Annotated in this window: 1 protein-coding gene; it reads right to left on the bottom strand. The window is 76.7% G+C overall.

Annotated elements, in window-relative coordinates; all coding sequences use genetic code 11:
* Positions 1-11: 11 nt before the first annotated feature.
* On the bottom strand, positions 12-20,513 hold the full coding sequence (locus ACFV9M_RS02555) for a non-ribosomal peptide synthase/polyketide synthase (protein ID WP_385102316.1): 20,502 nt from the start codon (positions 20,511-20,513) through the stop codon (positions 12-14).
* Positions 20,514-20,523 lie beyond the last annotated feature (10 nt).

Here is a 20,523-nt window from a genome sequence, read left to right as displayed (position 1 = left end):
GGGGCGGGGCGTCACCGGCTGTTCCTGGCGTGCTGGGCGATGTGGCGCAGGGCCTCGGCGAAGTCGTCCGCGACACGTCGCACGGTGTCCGTGGCGTGCAGGGCGGGGCGGTGGTGCCAGGTGAAGGACAGCCGGCCGCCCTGCACCGCGCCGACGACCTCCAGCGGGTGGGAGCCGCTGTCGCGCGGGTCGTGGTGCCGTCCGAACGAGCCGTGCTCGGCGCGGACCAGGCCGTCGCCGGGGTTCTCCGGGCGGGCGTCCCACTGGCCCAGGTAGTTGAAGACGACCTGGCCGTGCGCGGCCCGTCCGAGCCGCTCGCGCACCTCGGGCGGGCCGAAGGTGCGCAGCGCGCCGAAGCCCAGGCCGTTGCCGGGCACCGCGCGCAGTTGACGCCGCACCGACTTCACCAGGGTCCGCCAGTCCCGGGCGGGGCCGGGTTCGGCGGGTTCGGGCACCCGGAGGGCGACGGGGTGGACGGTGGTGAACCAGCCGACCGTGCGGGACAGGTCCACGTCGTCGAGGACGTCCTCCCGGCCGTGCCCCTCCAGGTCCAGGCGGACCTCCTCGCGGCCGGTCCAGCGGGCCAGGGCCAGGGCGAGGGCGGCGAGCAGCACGTCGTTGACGCGGGTGCGGTAGGCGGTCGGCGCGGCGCGCAGCAGTGCCTCGGTGTCCGCCTCGTCCAGGGCGACGGTGAGCGTGTCGACGAGGCCCGTCTGCGGCCCGCCCGGTGTCCCGGCAGGCGGCGGCCCGGCGTCGACCGCCCGCTCCCAGTAGGGCAGTTCGTCGTCGAGGGCGCCGGACTCGACGTGCGCGGCGAGTCCTCGGGCCCAGTCGCGGAAGGAGGTGGTGCGTTCGCCGAGCGCGACGGGCTCGCCCTGGGCGGCCTGCCGGTAGGCGGCCTCCAGGTCGTCGCGCAGGATGCGCCAGGACACGGCGTCCACGACGAGGTGGTGGGCGACCAGGAGGAGGAAGGCGGGCCGGTCGGCGTCCCCGGTGAACAGGGCCGCCCGCAGCAGCGGGCCGCGCGCCAGGTCGAAGCCGGTGTGCAGGTCGTCGGCGGCCTTCTCCATCGCCGTGTCGGCCTCGGCGGGGGTCAGCCCGCCCAGGTCGTGGCGGTGCAGGAGCCGGTCGCGGTCGGTGTCGGACGGCGGCGGGGTGAACTGGCGCCAGCCGCCCGTGCCCGTGCCCGTGCCTGTGCCCGTGCCTGTGCCCGTGCCCTCGCCCTCGCCCTCGCCCTCGCCCTCGCCCTCGCTCTCGCTCTCGCTCTCGCTCTCGGTGAAGCGCATGCGCAGGGCGTCGTGGTGGTCGAGCAGGGCGTTCAGGGCCGTTTCCAGGGCGGCGTCGTCCAGGGGGGCGCCCAGTTCCAGCAGCAGCGACTGGTTGAAGTGGGCGTGGCTGGCGCGCGGGCTGGTCAGGAACCACTCCTGGATGGGGGTGAGCGGCACGTCCCCGCTCACCGGCCCCTCCCCCAAGTGCCGGGACGTGCCGGCGACAACGCCGACGACGCCGGCCAGTTCGGCGACCGTCTGGTGGGTGAACAGGTCGCGGGTGGCCAGGTGCAGTCCGTCCCGCCGCAGCCGGGAGACGACCTGCATGCTGAGGATGGAGTCGCCGCCGAGGTGGAAGAAGTTGTCGTGCGCGCCGACGTCGGCCACGCCGAGGACGTCGGCCCAGATGCGGGCGATGCGGCGTTCGGTGTCGGTGCGCGGTGCCGTGCGCGGTCCGGCGGCGGTGTGCGCGGGGCCGGGTTCGGGCAGGGCGCCGCGGTCGGTCTTGCCGTTGGGGGTGAGCGGCAGTCGCTCCAGCGGCACGAACGCGGAGGGGACCATGTGCGGCGGGAGCAGCCCGGCGAGGTGGTCGCGCAGCTCCGGCACCGGCAGTTCGTCCGGGGTGCCCTCGGCGGGCACGACGTAGGCCACGAGCCGTCCGCCGGACCGGCCGTCCGGGTCGGTGCCGCCGCCGCGCACGGTGACCACCGCGTCGCGCACCCGCGGGCCGCGGCGCAGCGCGGCCTCGATCTCCGCGGGCTCGATGCGGAAGCCCCGCAGCTTCACCTGGTCGTCGGCGCGTCCGGCGAAGCGCAGTGCGCCGGAGGCGTCCCAGCGGGCCAGGTCGCCGGTGCGGTACATCCGCTCCCCCGGCGCGCCGAACGGGTCGGCGAGGAAACGCGCGGCGGTCAGGCCGGGCCGGTTCAGATAGCCGCGGGCCAGTCCGGGTCCGGCCACGTACAGGTCGCCGGTGACGCCGGGCGGCACGGGGCGCAGGGCGGCGTCGAGGACGTGGACGCGGGTGGCGCCGGCCGGGCGGCCGATCGGCGGGGCGCCCGTGCCGGGGGCGAGGGGGCCGGTCCAGGTGGCGACGACGGTCGCCTCGGTCGGGCCGTACGAGTTGATCATGCGTCGGCCGGGTGCCCACCGTTCGACGAGGTGGGCCGGGCATGCCTCGGCGCCGACGATGAGGGTGCGCAGGTGCGGCAGGGCGTCGGCGGTCGCGGGGTCGAGCGTGGCCAGGGCGGCGGGCGGGATCAGCGCGTGGCTGACCAGCCGGTCGGCGAGGGCCTGGGCGAGCCGCTCGCTGACGAGCGGGCCCTCCTCCCCGGTGACGAGGGTGGCTCCGGCGAGCAGGGACACGCACAGCTCCAGCACCGAGGCGTCGAAGCTGGGCGAGGCGAACTGCAGGACCCGGGCGCCGGGGCCCGCCGCGTAGCGGTCGGCGGCGGCCGCGGCGAAGGCGGCCAGGCCGCTGTGCGTCACCGTCACGCCCTTGGGTGTGCCGGTGGAACCGGAGGTGTAGATCACGTACGCCGGGTGGTCGACGGTCAGCGCGGCCGTGCGGTCGGCGTCCGTGGGCGCGGTGTCCGGCCCGTCCGCGTCCCGTACGGCGGCGGGGTCGTCCAGGACGAGCCAGGCGTCCGCGTCGCGCAGCATGAACTCCCGCCGCCGCTCGGGGTAGTCCGGGTCGACGGGCAGGAACGCGCCGCCGGCCTTGGCCACGGCGAGCTGCGCCACCACCGTCTCCGCGCCGCGGGGCAGGGCCAGCGCCACGATCCGCTCGGGTCCCACACCCCGGGCGATGAGCCGGTGCGCCAGCCGGTTGGCGGCGCGTTCGACCTGCGCGTAGGTCAGCTCGCGACCGTCGGCGTCGGCCAGGGCCACGGCGTCGGGGGTGCGGGCGGCCTGCCGTTCGAACAGCTCCGGCAGCGTCGCCGCCGGTACCGGGCGGGCGGTGCCGCGGCCCTGGTCGAGGACGGCCTTGAGCGTCTCGTCGGCGGCGAGGGGCAGGGCGCCCAGGGTCCGGTCGGGGTCGTCGGCGACGGCGGTCAGGAGCGTGCCGAGCTGGTCGGCCATCCGTTCGGCGGTGGCCGCGTCGAACAGGCCGGTGTTGTACGTGAGCAGGCCGTGCAGTTCCCCGGTGCCGGTCTCGGCGAACTCCAGGGTGAGGTCGAACGCCGCGTGCCGCAGGTCCGTGTCGACGTCGGTGACCTCGACGCCGGGCAGGTCGAGGCCGGCGGCCGGGGCGTTCTGCAACACCACCATGACCTGGAACAAGGGGGTGCGGCTGGTGTCGCGGACCGGCTGCACCTCGTCCACCACGCGCTCGAACGGCGCCTCCTGATGGGCGAGGGCGTCCAGCACGGTGGCGCGCACCTCGGTGAGGAACTCGGGGAAGGGGCGGTCGGGTTCGACGCGGGTGCGCAGGACGAGGGTGTTGACGAAGAACCCGACGAGGTTCTGGGTCTCGGCGCGGTCGCGGCCGGAGGTGACCGTGCCGACGGTGATGTCCCGGCCGCCGGTCAGCCGGGCCAGGTAGGCCTGTGCGGCGGCGACCAGCGTGGTGAACAGGGTGGCCTGCCGGTCCCGGCCCACCTGGACGAGGCGGCGGGCGGTGCCGCGCGGCAGGACGAGGCGCACGGTGGCCCCGTCGTGGGTGCGCACCGCGGGACGCGGCCGGTCGGTGGGCAGGTCCAGCGTCTCCAGACCGGTCAGGTGCTCCTTCCAGTACGCGAGGTGTTCGTCGGTGCCGTTGCCGCGCTGCCAGTGGGCGTAGTCGGCGTAACTCACCGGCAGCGGCGGCAACTGCCCCGCCTCCTCGCCCAGTTCGGCGCGGTAGAGGTGGGCGAGGTCACCGGTGAGCACCGCGGTGGACCAGCCGTCGGTGACGATGTGGTGCAGGGTCAGCGTCAGGACGTGCTCGTCGCCGGAGAGCCTGATCAGCCCCGCGTGCAGCAGCGGGCCCCGCCGCAGGTCGAACGTGCGGGCCCGCTCGGCCTCCAGCAGCTCCTCCAGCCGGGCCGCCCGTTCGTCCGGCGCCGTTCCCGACAGGTCGTGCAGCGGCAGCGGCACGTCCGGCGCCGGGTGGACGATCTGCACGCCGTGGCCGTCGACCGCGTCGAAGGTGGTGCGCAGCGCCTCGTGCCGCTCGGCCAGGGCGCGCAGGGCCGCGGTGAGCGCGGGCACGTCGAGCCGGCCGCGCAGGCGCAGGGCCAGCGCGGTGACGTACTCGCCGCTGCCCGGCGCGAACTCCTCCAGGAACCACAGGCGTTGCTGGGCGTACGACATCGGGGCGGGCGTGTCGCGCGGGACCGGGACGATCGCGGTGGGCGCGGCGTCGCCGGACGGCTCCGCGGTGAGCAGGGCGGCGAGGGCGGCGGGGGTGGAGTGGGTGAACACCGCGCGCGGTGACACGTCGGTGCCGAACGCCTCGGACAGGCGGGCGGCCAGCCGGATGCTGAGGATGGAGTCGCCGCCCAGCCGGAAGAAGTCGTCCTCCACGCCGGGCCGGGCCATGGACAGGACCTCCGCGAAGACGTCGGCGGCGCGGCGCTCGGCGTCCGTGCGCGGTGCCGTCGGCGCGCCCTGCCGGTCCTCGCCGGAGGTCTCCGGCGCCGGAAGGGCGGCCCGGTCGACCTTGCCGTTGCCGCTGAGCGGCAGCGCGGGCAGGGCGACGAACGCCGAGGGCACCAGGTAGTCGGGCAGCGCGCGCCGGGCGAACTCCTCTACGGCCGCGAGGTCTTCGGGGCCGACCAGGTAGGCCACCAGGCGCCGGGCGCCGGGCCGGTCCTCGCGGGCCAGCACCGCCACGTCCGCGACCTCGGGATGCGCCGCGAGGGCCGCCTCCACCTCGCCGGGTTCGACGCGGAAGCCGCGGATCTTCACCTGGTCGTCGGCGCGGCCCAGGAACTCGACCGTGCCGTCGGGGCGGCGGCGGGCCAGGTCCCCGGTGCGGTACATGCGGGTGCCGGGCGGGCCGGCGGGGTCGGCGAGGAAGCGGGCGGCGGTGTCGCCGGGACGGCCCAGGTAGCCGCGGGCCACGCCGTCGCCGGCGAGGTACAGCTCGCCGGCGCAGCCCGGCGGTACGGGCCGCAGCCGGCCGTCGAGGACGTGGACCCGCATGTCGTCGAGCGGGTGGCCGATGGGCACGGTGTCGGGGACGGCCGTCGCGTCGGTGAGCGCGAAGGACGTCGCGAACGTCGTCGTCTCGGTGGGTCCGTAGCCGTCCACGACGGTCAGGCCGGGGCAGGCGGACAGCACGCGGCGTACGGCCGCGGCGGGCACCACGTCGCCGCCGGTCCACACCTGGCGCAGGCCGGCGAAGCAGTCCGGCGCGTCCTGGGCCAGCAGCCGGAAGAGACCGGCGGTCAGCCACAGCGCGCTCAGGCCGCCGCCGCGGACCAGGTGCCGCAGCAGTGCCGCGTCCACCGGCCCGGGCGGTGCCACGACCACGCAGCCGCCGCCCAGCAGGGGCGCCCACACCTCGAAGGTGGCGGCGTCGAAGGCCACCGGGGAGTGCAGCGGCACCCGGTCGCACACCCCGCCGGTGAAGCGGCTGTCGGTGGCGAGGGCGGCCACGTCGCGGTGGCGCACCGCGACCGCCTTGGGCTCGCCGGTCGAGCCGGAGGTGAACATCACGTACGCCACCCGGTCGGCGTCCGCGGGCACGGCCGTGGGCGCGCCCGGCACGGGGGTGCGGGCGGCGGCGACGTCCGCGGCGGTCAGCCGGGCCGTCGCGCCCGCCCGCTCGGTCAGCGTGCGGCGCCGCTCCTCGGGGGCGCGGGCGTCCACCGGCACGTAGGCGCCGCCCGCCTTGAGGACGGCGAGCTGGGCGACGACGAGTTCGGCGCAGCGGTCCATCGGCAGCGCCACCCGGTCCTCCGCCCGCAGGCCGCCGGCGAGGAGCCGGGACGCCACGGCGTCGGACCAGTCGTCGAGGCGGCGGTACGTCAGCTCCGTGTCGCCGTCGCGCAGGGCGGGCGCGTCGGGGGTGCGGCGGGCCTGCTCGGCGAACAGCTCGACGGGGCTGCGCGGCACCGTCCGCCGGGCGGGGGCGTTCCACCGCCGGAGCAGGGCGCGGTCGTCCTCGGTCAGCAGCGGCAGGCCGGTCACGTCCGCGTCGGTCCCGATGGCGTCGGCGAGGGCGGTCAGGACGACCGCGAGCCGGGCGGCGAGGCGTTCGGCCGTGTCCGCGTCGAACAGGTCGGCGTCGTAGGCGAGGTCGATGCCGAGCCGGTCGCCGAGGTGGGCGCGCAGGCACAGCGGGAACGTCGGCGCGTCGTCGGCCCGCACCTCCTCGACGCGTACGCCGGTGCGGGCGGTGGCGGACTCGTCGACGGGGTAGTTCTCGAACACCACCATGCTGTCGAACAGCGCCTCGCCCGCCGGGACCTCGCTCAGCGCCTGGATGCGGGGCAGCGCGAGGAAGTCGAAGCGCCGGGCGTCGCTCTGCCGCTCCTGCACGTCCCGCAGCCAGGACGCCGCTCCCCCGCCCGTGGTGCGGATCCGGGTGGGCACGGTGTTGATGAACATGCCGATCATCGACTCCACGCCCGGCAGTTCGGCCGGACGCCCGGAGACGGTCGTGCCGAACACGACGTCGTCGCGTCCGCCGTGGCGGGCCAGCAGCAGCGCCCAGGCGCCCTCGACCACGGTGTTCACCGTCAGCCCGGCGCGGGCCGCCGTCTGCCGCAGCCGCGCCAAGACCCGCTCGTCCAGCTCCCGGCGCACGGTGGCGGCGGCGCGGGCGCGGTGCGCCTCGGCCGGTGTGCGGTCGTACGGCAGCGGGGTGCGGGCCGGGAAGCCGGCGAGGGCGTCGGCCCAGTACGCCTCGGCCGCCTCCTCGGCCGAGGCGTACTGGTCGCGCAGCCAGCGCAGGAAGTCGGAGAACGGGCGCCGGACCGGCGCGGGGGCTTCGCGGCCGCCGGTGAGCGCGGCGTAGCGCTCGCACACCTCGGTGAGCAGCTGCCCGGTGCTCCAGCCGTCCAGGATCAGGTGGTGGGAGGACCACAGCAGCAGGATCTCGTCGCCGGGCAGGGCGGCCAGGGTGACGCGGGTGAGGGGTGCGGTGGTGAGGTCCATGCCCGCCGCGCGGTCGGCGGCGATCAGGGCCTCGGTCTCCCTCTGCCGTTCCTCGGGGGTCAGGTGCCGCCGGTCCAGGTGGGTGACGGGCAGCTCCACGCGGTGGTGGACGACCTGGACCGGGTGCGGCAGGCCCTGCCAGTGGACGCTGGTGCGCAGGGCCTCGGTGCGGTCGGCGACCTGCTGCCAGGCCGCGGCGAAGGCCCGCGGGTCGCTCACCCCGGACAGGCGTACGGCCGTGCGGTCGAAGTAGGCGCCCGCCGTGTCGACCAGGCCGTGGAAGAGCATCCCGGCCTGCAGGGGCGTCAGCGGCAGGACGTCGGCCACGTGCCGGCCGTCGCCCACGAGGCGGTCCAGCTCCGGCCCGCCGAGCCCGGCGAGGGGGAAGTCCGACGGGGTGCGGCCGCCCGCGTCGGGGCGGGCGCAGTGGGCGGCGATGTCCCGCAGCGCCGCGCACATCTGGTCGGCTAGTTCGCGGACGGTGGCCTCGTCGTAGACGGCCGGCGGGTAGGTCCAGCCGAGTTCGAGGCGGCCGCCCTGGACCACGCCGGTGATGTCCAGCAGGTAGGGGCGGGGGGCGTCGGGGTCGGTGTCGGAGCCGGCCGGGGGCAGGGCGGCGCCGTACAGGCCGCCGCGGTTGCCGTCGGTGTCCCACCGGCCGTGGTAGTTGAAGCCGACCCGCGGCGCCGGGGCGGCGGCCAGGGGGCTGTCGGGCCGCAGGTGGCGCAGCGCGCCGTGGCTCAGGCCGTGCAGCGGCACCGCGCGCAGCTGCTCCTTGACCGAGCGCAGGGTGTCGTGCCAGCCGGCGTCGGGGGCGACGCTCAGCGCGAGGGGGAACTCGGCGGTGAACCATCCGACCGTCCGGGACAGGTCCACGTCGTCGAAGAGGTCCTCGCGGCCGTGGCCCTCCACCCCGATCAGCACGGTGTCGCGCCCGCACCAGCGGGCCAGGGTGCGGCCGAGGGCGCTGAGCAGGACGTCGTTGACCTGGGTGCGGTAGACCTCCGGGACCCGGCGCAGCAGGGCCTCGGTCGTCTCCGTGTCCAGCGTGACGGTGACCGTGGCGGCGGTGCCGTGGGGGTTGGGGCCGGGCCGGCCCGCGGGCAGGTCGGCGGGGGCCTTCGCGGTGCGTTCCCAGTAGGGGAGGTCGCCGTCCAGGGCGCCGGACCGGGTGTGCGTCTCCAGGCGGGCCGCCCAGTGGCCGTACGCGGTGGTGGCCGGGGGCAGGGCGACGGGGCGTCCGCCGGCGGCCGAGCGGTGGGCGCTCTCCAGGTCGGCCAGCAGGATCCGCCAGGAGACGCCGTCGACGACCAGGTGGTGGACGGTGATCACGAGTTGCGCGGGCAGGTCGGGGCCGCGGTCGAAGAGCAGGACGCGCGCCACCCGGCCCTCGGCCGGGTCGAGGGAGTCCCGGGCCGCGTCCGCCGTGCGGCGCACCTCGGCCTCCAGCGCGGGGCCGTCCAGGCCGGTCACGTCGTGGTGGGTGAGGACGCCGTCGGGGACGTCCGGCAGGACTTCCTGGCGCCGGCCGTCGTCGGTGCGGGGGAAGCGGGTGCGCAGGGCCGGGTGGTGGCGGACGAGGGCGTCCACGGCGGGGCGCAGGGCGGACAGGTCGGTGCCGGGGGCCAGTTCGATCCGCTGCGACATGGTGAAGCGCAGCGGGTCGCCGGGGCGGCGGCCGTCGAGGTACCAGCGCTGGATCGGGGTGAGCGGTGCCTCGGCGGGTGCGGCCGGGTCCGCCGCGGCGGGAGCCGCCTCGGTGACGCGGAGGGCGAGTTCGGCGACGGTCTGGTGGCGGAAGACGTCCTTGGTGGTCAGCGCCAGTCCGGCCTGGCGGGCCCGGGAGACGATCTGGATGCTGAGGATGGAGTCGCCGCCGAGCGCGAAGAAGTTGTCCCGCGCGCCCACCCGTTCGGTCCGCAGGACGTCCGCCCAGATCGCGGCGAGGGTCTCCTCGGTGCCGGGGCGCGGTGCCACGTACGCGGTGGCGGGGTCGGGCCGCTCGGACGGGGCGGGCAGGGCGCGCCGGTCGGTCTTGCCGCTGCTGGTGCGCGGGATCCGCGTCAGCGGGACGAACGCCGCCGGCACCATGTGGTCCGGCAGGGTGCGCCGCAGCGCGAGGCGCAGTTCGTCGGCGGTCGGGACGGTGCCCCGGGCGGGCACCAGATGCGCCACGAGCATGAGCCGGCCCGCGTGTTCGCGTGCCGTCACCACCGCCTCGGACACGTCCGGGTGGGCGAGCAGCGCGGCCTCGACCTCGCCGGGTTCGATGCGGAACCCGCGGATCTTGATCTGCTCGTCGGCGCGGCCCAGGAACTCCAGCAGCCCCCGCTCGTCCCAGCGGGCGCGGTCGCCGGTGCGGTACATCCGCTCCCCCGGCGCGCCGAACGGGTCGGCGGGGAAACGCGACGCGGTCAGGCCGGGGCGGCCGAGGTAGCCGCGGGCCACCTGGGCGCCGGCCAGGTACAGCTCGCCGGGCACGCCGGGCGGCACCGGGCGCAGGGTGCCGTCGAGGACGTAGGCGCGCAGGTTGCGGCCGGGCCGGCCGATGACGGGCCGGTCCGGGTGGTCGGTGACGCGCCCGTACGTGGCGTCGACGGTGCACTCGGTGGGCCCGTACATGTTGTAGGCGGTGACGCCGGCGCCGGCGGCGGCGCACAGCTCCCGCCAGGTGTCGGGGCCGGTCGCCTCGCCGCCGACGAGCAGGACGCGCGGGTGGTGGCGGCCGGGTGCGAGGAGTCCGGCGGCGGTGAGTTCGCGCAGGAAGGACGGGGTGACGTTGACCAGGTCCAGGCCGCGCTCGGCGATCTGGGCGCAGAACGCGTCCGGGTCCAGGCGCGTGTCCTCGTCGACGAGGTGGACCTCCTGCCCGAGGGCGAGCAGCAGGGGTCCCTCCCAGGAGGTGTCGAAGGAGAACGAGGCGCTCAGCGCGGCGCGCAGCCGGCGGCCGTCGGCGGTGTGCGGGGCGACGAGCCCTTCGCGGTGGTCGTGGCAGAGGTTGACCAGGTGGCGGTGTTCGACGACGACGCCCTTGGGCCGGCCGGTGGAGCCGGAGGTGTAGACGATGTAGGCGGCGTGGTCCGGGCGCAGCGGGGCCGGGCGGTCGCGGTCGGTGGGGTCGTGGGCGGGCAGCCGGTCCCAGGGCGTGTCGCTCAGGGCGTCCTCGGTGAGCACGGTGTGCGGGGCCGCGTCGGCGAGGAGGTGGGCGGCGCGTTCGGCGGGCAGGTCGGGGTCGAGGCAGAGCAGGGTGCCGCCCGCCTTGGCGACGGCGAGCACCGCCACCGGCAGGTCCGAGGTGCGCGGCAGCCGTACGGCGACCACCCGCTCGGGGGCGGCGCCCTGGGCGAGGAGGTGGTGGGCGAGCCGGTTGGCGCGCTCGTTGAGGGCGGCGAAGTCGAGTGTGGCGTCCCGTGCCACCAGGGCGGTGAGGTGCGGGGTGCGGGCCGCCTGCGCCTCGAAGAGGGCGGGGAAGGTGGCCTCGGGAACCGCGAGGCGCGGCCCCTGCCAGTCGTGGAGCACCCGGCGCCGCTCGTCGGCGGTCATCAGCTCCAGCGCCCGCACGTCCCGGTCGGGGTCCTGCGCCGCGGCCTCCAGGAGCAGCCGCAGGCGGGCGGCCAGGGTCCGGACGGTGTCCTCGTCGAACAGGGCGGTGTCGTACTCCAGGTGGCCGGTGACCCCGCCGTCGCCCTCCACGAAGTCGAAGGCCAGGTCGAACGTGGCGTGCCGGACCGGCGGGGTGACCGGCTCGACGTCCAGGTCCGGGAGCGCGGGAGCCTCGGCGCCCAGGTTGTGCAGGGCGACCATGACCTGGAACAGGGGGGTGCGGCTGGTGTCCCGCTCGGGCTGGAGGGCGTCCACCAGCCGCTCGAAGGGCACGTCCTGGTGGGCGAACGCCTCCAGGACGGTGCCGCGCACCCGCTCCAGCAGCGCGCGGAACGACGTGCCGGGGCGCACCCGGTTGCGCAGCACCAGTGTGTTCACGAACATGCCGACCACGTCGTGCAGTTCGGGGCGCTCACGGCCCGCGGTGACGGTGCCGACGGCGAAGTCGTCCTGGTCGGCCCAGCGGGACAGCAGGGCCGTGCAGGCGGTCAGCAGCGTCATGTACAAGGTGGCGTCGGCCTCCCGGCCCCGCTCGCGCAGCCGGTCGGTCAGCCCGGCGGGCAGGGTGAAGGTCACCAGCGCGCCGTCCCGGGTCCGTACGGCGGGACGCGGCCGGTCGGTCGGCGGCTCCAGCGGGGGCACTCCGTCCAGCACCCGGCGCCAGTGGTCGAGTTGCCGCTCGACGTGGTCGGTGCGGGCGCGCTGCCAGGCGGCGTGGTCGGCGTACCGGACGGGCAGCTCCGGCAGTTCGGGGCGGCGGCCCTCGTGTGCCGCGGCGTACAGCTCGCCCAGGTCCCGGCCGAGGACGCCGAGCGACCAGCCGTCGGTGACGATGTGGTGGACGGCGAGGACGAGGACGTGCTCGGCGTGTTCGGCGTGCTCGGGGTACTCGGCGTGCTCGGCGTGCTCGGCGTGCTCGCCGTGTTCGGCGTGTTCGGCGTGTTCGGCATCGGCCGGCGCGCGGGCCAGCCGGGCGCGCAGCAGCGGGCCGGTGGCCAGGTCGAAGGGGGTGGCGGCCTCGCGCTCCAGCAGCGCGTCCAGGGCCGCCCGCCCGTCCGGGGCCGTGGTGAGGTCGTCCACGGGCAGGTCGACCCGGTGCGGCGGGTGCACCACCTGCCGTACCTGTCCGTCCTGTTCGGCGAACGTGGTGCGCAGCGCCTCGTGCCTCGCGACCAGGCCGTCCAGCGCGGTGCGCAGGGCTCTCACGTCGAGCGGTCCGCGCAGGCGGAGCACGGACAGCGTCGTGTACTCGGTGCCGCCGGGCTCGAACCGGTCGAGGAACCACAGGCGTTGCTGGGCGTACGACAACGGCGCCGGCGTCCGCGGGGCGGTCGCCGGTATCGCGTCGGCCGGTGGGGCGGGCGCGCCGGCGGCCGGTTCGCCGAGCTCGGCGGCCAGGGCGGCCACCGTGGGGCGGGTGAACAGCAGCCTCGGGGAGACGTCGGGGCCGAACGCGGCGCGCAGCCGGGCGGTGACGCGGACGGCGAGGATGGAGTCGCCGCCGAGCGCGAAGAAGTCGTCGCCGGCGTGCACCTCCTCGACTCCCAGGACGTCCGCCCAGGCGGCGGCGACCAGCCGTTCGGCGGGTGTGCGCGGCGCGGTCCGGTCGGGGCCGGCGGCGTAGCCGTCCGCGCCCGGCGCGGGCAGGGCGCGCCGGTCGAGCTTGCCGTTGACGGTGAGCGGCAGCGCGTCCATCGGCACGTAGGCGGCGGGCACCATGTGGGCGGGCAGCAGGCGCTCCAGGTGGGCGCGGAGCCCGGCCGCCGCGGGGGCCGCGCCGCCGGAGCCGACGACGTGCGCCACGAGCCGGCGGGTGCCGGAGGCGTCCTCGAACACGCCGACCGCGGCCTCGGCGACGCCGGGGTGGGTGTGCAGGGCCGCCTCGATCTCGCCGGGTTCGATGCGGTAGCCGCGGATCTTCACCTGGGCGTCCGTGCGGCCCAGGTACTCCAGGGTGCCGTCGGCCCGCCATCTCGCCCGGTCGCCCGTGCGGTACATGCGGGTGCCGGCCGGGCCGAAGGGGTCGGCGAGGAAGCGGGTGGCGGTGAGGCCGGGGCGGCCCAGGTAGCCGCGGGCCAGGCCCTCGCCCGCCACGTACAGTTCGCCCCTCGCGCCAAGCGGCACGGGTGCCAGGTCCGCGTCGAGCACGTACGCCCGCAGGTCCGGTATGGCCGTGCCGATGGGGCTCGCGGGGCCGTCGGCGGCGGTGTCGGGGCCGAGCGGGGCGTGGGTGACGTGCACGGTGGTCTCGGTGATGCCGTACATGTTGACCAGCCGCGGTGCGGCGGCCGGGTGGCGCGTCCACCAGTCGGCGAGCCGGCCGACGTCCAGGGCCTCGCCGCCGAAGACCACCGTGCGCAGCGCGAGGCGGGCGCCGGTCCCGGGGTGTTCGGCGTCGGCGCGGATCAGCGGGTGGAACGCGGACGGCGTCTGGTTGAGGACGGTGACCCGCTCGTCCGCGAGCAGGCGCAGGAAGTCCTCCGGGGAGCGGGCGGTCTCGTCGGGCACGACGACGAGCCGGCCGCCGTGCAGCAGCGCGCCCCACAGCTCCCACACGGAGAAGTCGAACGCGTAGGAGTGGAACATCGTCCACACGTCGTCCGCGCCGAAGCCGAACCAGTGGCGGGTGCGGGTGAACAGCCGCACCACGTTGGCGTGCGGGATCACCACGCCCTTGGGGTGGCCGGTGGAGCCGGAGGTGTGGATGGCGTAGGCGGGGCTCTCCGGCAGCGGCCGGCGGGCCGGGGCGGGTCCGGTGGCCGGGCGCCCAGCGAGGTCGGCCGCGACCCGCGGGTCGTCGAGGAGCAGCAGGGGTACGTCGGTGCCGTCGACCCGGGCGGCCGTGCCGGTCGTGGTCACCAGGATCACCGGGGCGGCGTCGGCGAGGAGGTGGCCGATGCGTTCGGCGGGCGAGGCCGGGTCGATCGGCAGGTAGGCCGCGCCGGTCTTCAGGACGGCGAGGATCGCGACGACCTGGTCGCACGAGCGGGGCAGGGCGAGGGCGACGAACCGCTCGGGCGCGGCGCCGAGTTCGGCGAGCCGGTGGGCGAGCCGGCCGGCGCGGGCGTCGAGCGTCGCGTAGTCCAGTCGCTCGGTTCCGCAGGTGACGGCGACGGCACCGGGCGTGCGGGCGGCCTGCGCCTCGAAGAGGTCGACCAGGGTCTGCTCGGGGCGGCCGGGGTCGGTGCCGTCGCGGTCGGTGCCGGTCCGGTCGATGCCGTCGCGGTCGACGCCGGTCCGGTCGATGCCGTCGCGGTCGGTGCCGGTCCGGTCGGTGCCGCTGCGGTCGGTGAGCGTGCGCCGTTCCGCGGCGGTCGGCCGGGCCAGGGTGCGCAGCGGTCGGTGGAGGCCGTCGGCCAGCTCCGTGAGGAGCCGGCACAGCCGGTCGGCGAGCGAGCGGACGGTCGCCGCGTCGAACAGGGCGGGGTCGTAGGCGAGGTCGAAGCCGAGGCGTCCGCCGTGGTGGGCACGGAGCACGAGGGGGTAGTTGGTGGCGTCGCGGGAGGTCACCTCGGCCAGGCGGACCCCGGAGCCGGCCGTGCGGGCCTCGTCGAAGGGGTAGTTCTCGAAGGCGACCATGCTGTGGAAGAGCGGGCTGCCGGACGGCACGTCGCTCAGCTGGGTCAGCTCGGCCAGCGACACGGCCGCGAACCGTCTCGACTCGGCCTGGGCCTCCTGCAGTTCCCGCAGCCACGCGCCGGCCGGGCGCCCGGCGTCGACCCGCACCCGGGTCGGTACGGTGTTGATGAACATGCCCACCATCGACTCCACGCCGGGCAGGTCGTCGGGCCGGCCGGAGACGGTGGTGCCGAACACCACGTCGTCCTCGGCGGCGTACCGGGCCAGCAGCAGCGCCCAGGCGCCCTGGACGACCGTGTTGAGGGTGAGTCCGGCGTCGCGTGCGGTGCGCGCCAGCCGGGCCGACGCCTCGTCGTCCAGGCCGGCCGCGTGCACCTGGGCGGAGCGGGCCAGGTGGGCCTCGCGCAGGGGGCGGTCGGCGGGCAGCGGGGTGGGGGTGGTGAAGCCGGCGAGGACGTCCTGCCAGTGCGCGCGGGCGGCGCCCGGGTCCTGCTCGGCGAGCCGGCGCACGTAGTCGCCGAAGGGACGCCGTACCGGCGGCCGGGACTCGGCGCCGGCGGTGAGCGCCGCGTACTCCTCGAACACCTCGGTCAGCACCTGGGCCAGGCTCCAGCCGTCCAGGATCAGGTGGTGGGAGGTCCACAGCAGGTGCAGCCGCGCGTCGGGCAGCCGGACCAGGGCCAGCCGCATCAGCGGCGCGGCGGCGAGGTCGATGCCGCGGGCCAGGTCGTCCGCCCGCAGCCGGGCGAGGCGCTCGGCGCGCTCCGGCTCGTCCAGGTCCCGCCAGTCGAGGTGGGTCACCGGCACCCGCGCGTCCCGGCGCACGACCTGGAGGGGCACCGGTACGTCCTCCCAGACCACGTGGGTGCGCAGGGCGGGCGTGCGGTCGGTGACGCGCTGCCAGGCCACGGCGAGGGCGTGCGGGTCGGCGACGCCGTCGAGCAGGAGCGCCGCCTGGTCGACGTAGACGTCGTCGGGGCCGCCGACCAGCCGGTGGAAGAGCATGCCCTCCTGGAGCGGGGTCAGCGGCAGGACGTCCTCGACGTCCCGCCCGTCGCCGACCAGCCGGTCCAGGCGGTCCTGGTCGAGGCGGGCCAGCGGGAAGTCGGACGGGGTGCGGCCGCCCGCGCCGGGGCGGCCGCAGTGCCCGGCGATCGCGGCGAGCGCGCGGGTCATGCCGTCGGCGAGGGCGCGGACGGTGTCCTCGTCGTGCACCTGGTCGCTGTAGTGCCAGGTGATCTCCAGTTCGCCGCCGACGACCACGGCGGAGACGTCCAGCAGGTGGGCCGGTGGCTCGTCGGCGGCGACGTCCCGGCCGGGCGCCTCGCCCGCCGGGGCGAAGTCCCGACCGTCGCCGGCCTCCCACTGGCCGTGGTAGTTGAAGCAGACCTGCGGCAGCGGCAGGTCCCGCAGGGCGCGGGCGGCCGGGTCGGGCGAGCCGAGGCGGGCCAGGGCCTCGTAGCTCAGACCGTGCCGGGGAACGGCCCGCAGGCGCTCCTTCACCGTCTTGAGGGTCGTGCCCCAGTCGGGCGCGTCGGACGGTCCGGCGGGTGCCAGGGTGACGGGGTACTGGGTGGTTAACCAGCCCACCGTGCGGGACAGGTCCAGCGTGTCGTCCTCGCGGCCGTGGCCCTCCAGGGCGACGGTCACCCGCTCGGTGCCCGTCCAGTCGGCGAGGACCCGGCTCAGCGCACTGAGCAGCACGTCGTTGACCTGCGTGCGGTAGACCGCGGGCACCTGGCGCAGCAGGGCCCCGGTGGTGGCGCGGTCCACGCGGGTGCGCAGGGTGCGGACCGAGCCGGCGAGCGGGGTGCCGGGACGGTCCACGGGCAGCGGGGTACGGGGTTCGGCGGCCTCGGCCGTCCAGTGCGGCAGGTCGGCGTCGAAGTCGCCATCGCGCACCCGGCGGGACAGGTGGGCGGCCCAGTCGGCGAACGGCGTGGGCACGGGCTCCAGGTGGACCGGGTCGCCCTGGGCCGCCTGCCGGTAGGCCCGCGCGAGGTCGGCGAGGAGGACGCGCCAGGAGACGCTGTCCACCGCCAGGTGGTGCGCGGTGACGAAGAGCTGGGGGCGCCCGCCGGGAAGGGGCGGCAGCAGGGCGGCGCGCAGCAGCGTGCCGGTCTCCGGGTCGAGCCCGGCGCGGGCCGCCTCGGCGGCCTCCTCGCGGGCGGCCGTCGCGTCGGCGGCACGGGAGAGGCCGTGACGGGAGAGATCGTGGCGGGTGAGGTCGTGGCGGGACAGGTCGTGACGGGAGGGGCCGTGGCGGGAGAGGTCGTGGCGGGACAGGTCGTGGCGGGACAGGTCGTGGCGGGACAGGTCGTGGCGGGACAGGTCGTGGCGGGACAGGTCGTGGCGGGACAGGTCGTGGCGGGAGAGGTCGTGGCGGGAGAGGTCGTGGCGGGAGAGGTCGTGGCGGGTGAGGGGGCCGGTGGCCGGGGCGTCGCCGGGGTGCTGGCGCCAGGTGTCTCCCGAGCGGAGGAAGCGGGTGCGCAGCGCGGGGTGGTGGGCGACCAGTGCCTCCAGGGCGCGCTCCAGGGCCGGCTCGTCCAGGTCGTGCGGCAGGTCCAGCAGCATCGACATGCTGAAGTGCCGCAGCGGGCCGTGCGTGGCGAAGAACCACTCCTGGACCGGCGTCAGCGGCGCCGGGCCCTCCTCGCGCGGGCGCCGGGGCGCGGGCACGTCGGCGGTCCGCGCGGACGCGGCGGCGGCGAGGTCGGCGACGGTCTGGTGCCGGAAGACGTCCCGCGAGGTCAGCCGGAGACCGGCCGCGCGGGCGCGGGAGACGGCCTGGATGCTGAGGATGGAGTCGCCGCCCAGCTCGAAGAAGTTGTCCGTCACGCCGACCCGGCGCGCGCCCAGCACCTCGGTCCAGACGCGGGCGAGGGTCTCCTCCTCGGGGGTGCGCGGGGCGACGAACTCCCTCTCGCGCTCGCCGCCGTCGAGGTCGGGTGCGGGCAGGGCACGCCGGTCGACCTTGCCGCTGACGGTCGTCGGCAGGGCGTCGATCACGGTGAAGGAGGACGGCACCATGTGGTCGGGCAGCACGCGCCGGCAGGCCGCCCGCACGTCGGCCGCGGTGAGCCGCGCCTCAGGGCCCGCCGGCACCAGGTAGGCGGCGAGCCGGGTGTGGCCGTGCGGGTCGGTGACGGCGACGACCGCGGCGGCGGCGATGCCGGGCTGCTCCGTCAGGGCCGCCTCGACCTCGCCGGGCTCGATGCGGTGACCGCGGACCTTGACCTGGTCGTCGGCGCGCCCCAGGTGGTCCAGGCGTCCGTCGGCGGTCCAGCGGGCCAGGTCACCGGTGCGGTACATGCGGGTGCCGGGCGGGCCGAACGGGTCGGGCAGGAACCGTGCGGCGGTGAGCCCCGGCCGGCCCGCGTAGCCGCGGGCCAGTTGGACGCCGGCCAGGTACAGCTCGCCGCCGACCCCGGGCGGCACGGGCCGGAGCCCGTCGTCGAGGACGTAGGCGCGCACATTGGCGAGCGGCCGGCCGACGGTCGGGCGGCCGTCGCCCTCGATGCGGCAGGCCAGGGCGTCGACCGTGCACTCGGTGGGCCCGTAGAAGTTGTACGCGGCCACGTCCGGCCGCGTCGCCAGCTCCCGCCACAGGGCGGGCCCGACGGCCTCGCCGCCGAGCATCAGCACCCGGGGGCGGTGGCGCGGGTCGGTGAGCAGGCCGGCGGGCAGCAGCTGGCGCAGGTAGGTGGGGGTCAGGTCGAGGAAGTCGATGCGGTGTGCGACGACGTACTCGACCAGCGCGGCGGCGTCCAGCCGGGTCGTCTCGTCGACCAGGTGCAGCGGGTGGCCGTCGGCCATCAGCAGCACGCCCTCCAGCGAGGTGTCGAAGGAGAACGACGCCGTCAGCGCCACCCGCAGCGGCCCGCCGCCCGCCTCGGCGACGAAGCCCTCGCGATGGCCCGCCAGGAGGTTCGCCGCGGAACGGTGGGCCACGGCCACCCCCTTGGGACGGCCGGTGGAGCCGGAGGTGTAGAGGACGTAGGCGGTGGTGTCCGGGTCCGGCGGCGCGAGCGGACCCGCGTCGGCGGCGGGGCCGGCGGCGGCAGCGTCGGCGGCGGGGCCGGCGGCGGCAGCGTCGGCGGCGGGGCCGGCGGCAGCAGCGTCGGTGGCGGGGCCGGGGTCGGCGGCGGACAGGTCCCGCAGGGCGGCCTCGTCCAGGACGAGCGACGGCCGCGCGTCGTCCAGCAGGAACCGCACCCGGTCCTCGGGCAGCGCGGGGTCCAGGGGCAGATAGCCGGCGCCGGCCTTCCAGACGGCGAGGATCGCCACGATCATGTCGGCGGTGCGGGGCAGCCTGAGGGCGACCAGCCGCTCGGGTCCCGCGCCGCGCGCGAGCAGGTGGCGGGCGAGACGGTCGGCGCGGGCGTCGAGCGTCGCGTAGTCCAGGCGTACGTCCCCGGCGACCAGGGCGGTGGCGTGCGGGGTGCGGGCGGCCTGCCGCGCGAACAGCTCGGGCAGGGTCTCCTCGGGCACGGGCCGCGCGGTCGCGTTCCAGTCCTCCGTCACCTGCCGCGTCTGCCGGGGCGAGAGCAGGGGCAGGGCGCCGAGCGGGCGGTCCGGGTCGGCGGCGGCGCCGTCCAGCGTGCGCAGCAACTGGTCCGCCATGCGCTCGGCGGTGGCCGCGTCGAACAGGTCGGTGCGGTACTCCAGCAGGCCGGTCAGCCCGTCCCCGTCGGGGACGAACTCCACGCTCAGGTCGAAGGTGGCGGCCCGCCGGGGAACGGCGACCGGGGCGGTGGCCAGGCCGCGGGGGTCGGGGGCGGCGGGCGGCGCGGGGTGCAGCAGGACCATCACGTCGAACAGGGGGTTGCGGCCCGCCTCACGGGTCGCGCCGACGGCCTCCACCAGCCGTTCGAACGGCGTGTCGCCGTGGGCGAAGGCGTCGTTGACGGTGTCCGCGGCGGCGGTGAGCAGATCACGGAAGGACGCGCCGGCCTCGACGCGGGTGCGCAGCACGACGGTGTTGACGAAGAACCCGACGGCCCGTTCCAGGTCGGTGCGCCCGCGTCCGGGGGTGAGGGAGCCGACGGTGATGTCGTCCTGCCCGGACCAGCGGGCCAGCAGGGCCTGGCAGGCGGCGGCCAGGGCCGCGAACAGGGTGGTGTGCCGCTCGGCCGCGAGGTGCTTCAGCCGGGCGGTGGTGGCCGCGGGGACGGTGAAGGTGTGCACCGCGCCCGCGCCGGACTCCTCGCCGCGGCGCGGCCGGTCCAGCGGCAGCCCGGGTGCCACCGCCCCGGACAACCGCTCCTTCCAGTGCGCCAGTTCGCGCTCCAGCCGGTCCCCGGACAGCTGCTCGCGCTGCCAGACGGCGAAGTCCGGGTACTGCGTCGCCACCGGCGGCAGCTCGGGTCTCTCGCCCCGGGCGAGGGCGTCGTAGGCGGCGCACAGCTCCTCCAGCAGCACGCCCATCGACCAGCCGTCGGTGACGATGTGATGGGCCGTCAGCAGCAGGACGTGCGTGTCGGGCGCCTCCCTGAGCAGCAGGGCGCGCAGCAGTGGCCCGGTGCGCAGGTCGAAGGGGCGCTCGTACTCGGCCAGCAGCACCGCGTCCAGGTCCGCCGGCCCGTCGCCGGGAGCCGTCAGGTCCCGGACGGGCAGCGGGAGGGGCCCGGCGGGGTGCACGGTCTGGGTGGGGCTGCCGTCGGTCTCGTCGAACGTGGTGCGCAGCGCCTCGTGCCGGCCCGCCGTCCGTTCCAGCGCGGCGGTCAGGGCGGTGTGGTCGAGGGTTCCGGTGAGCCGCAGCGCGACCGCGCTGTTGTAGCGCGGGTCGCCGGGGCGCAGCCGGTCCAGGAACCACAGGCGCTGCTGGGCGAAGGACAGCGGCAGCGGCCGGCCGCGGTCCGCGTGCGGGATGGTCCGCCGGGCGGCGGCGCCCGCGGCGCGTCCGGCGAGCCGGCGGCGGAGTGCTTCCTGGAGGTCCTGGGGCAGGGCCTCGGCGCGGTTTCGCTTCGACGACGTCATGGTTGTCCGG

It is taken from the genome of Streptomyces sp. NPDC059895 (genome assembly GCF_042731035.1).
Lineage (GTDB): Bacteria > Actinomycetota > Actinomycetes > Streptomycetales > Streptomycetaceae > Streptomyces.
This window is presented reverse-complemented; position numbering and strand designations above follow the sequence as displayed.

Coding starts and splice junctions, on each gene's coding strand:
- ACFV9M_RS02555 (WP_385102316.1), bottom strand. CDS start 20,513: ATGACGTCGTCGAAGCGAAACCGCGCCGAGGCCCTGCCCCAGGACCTC.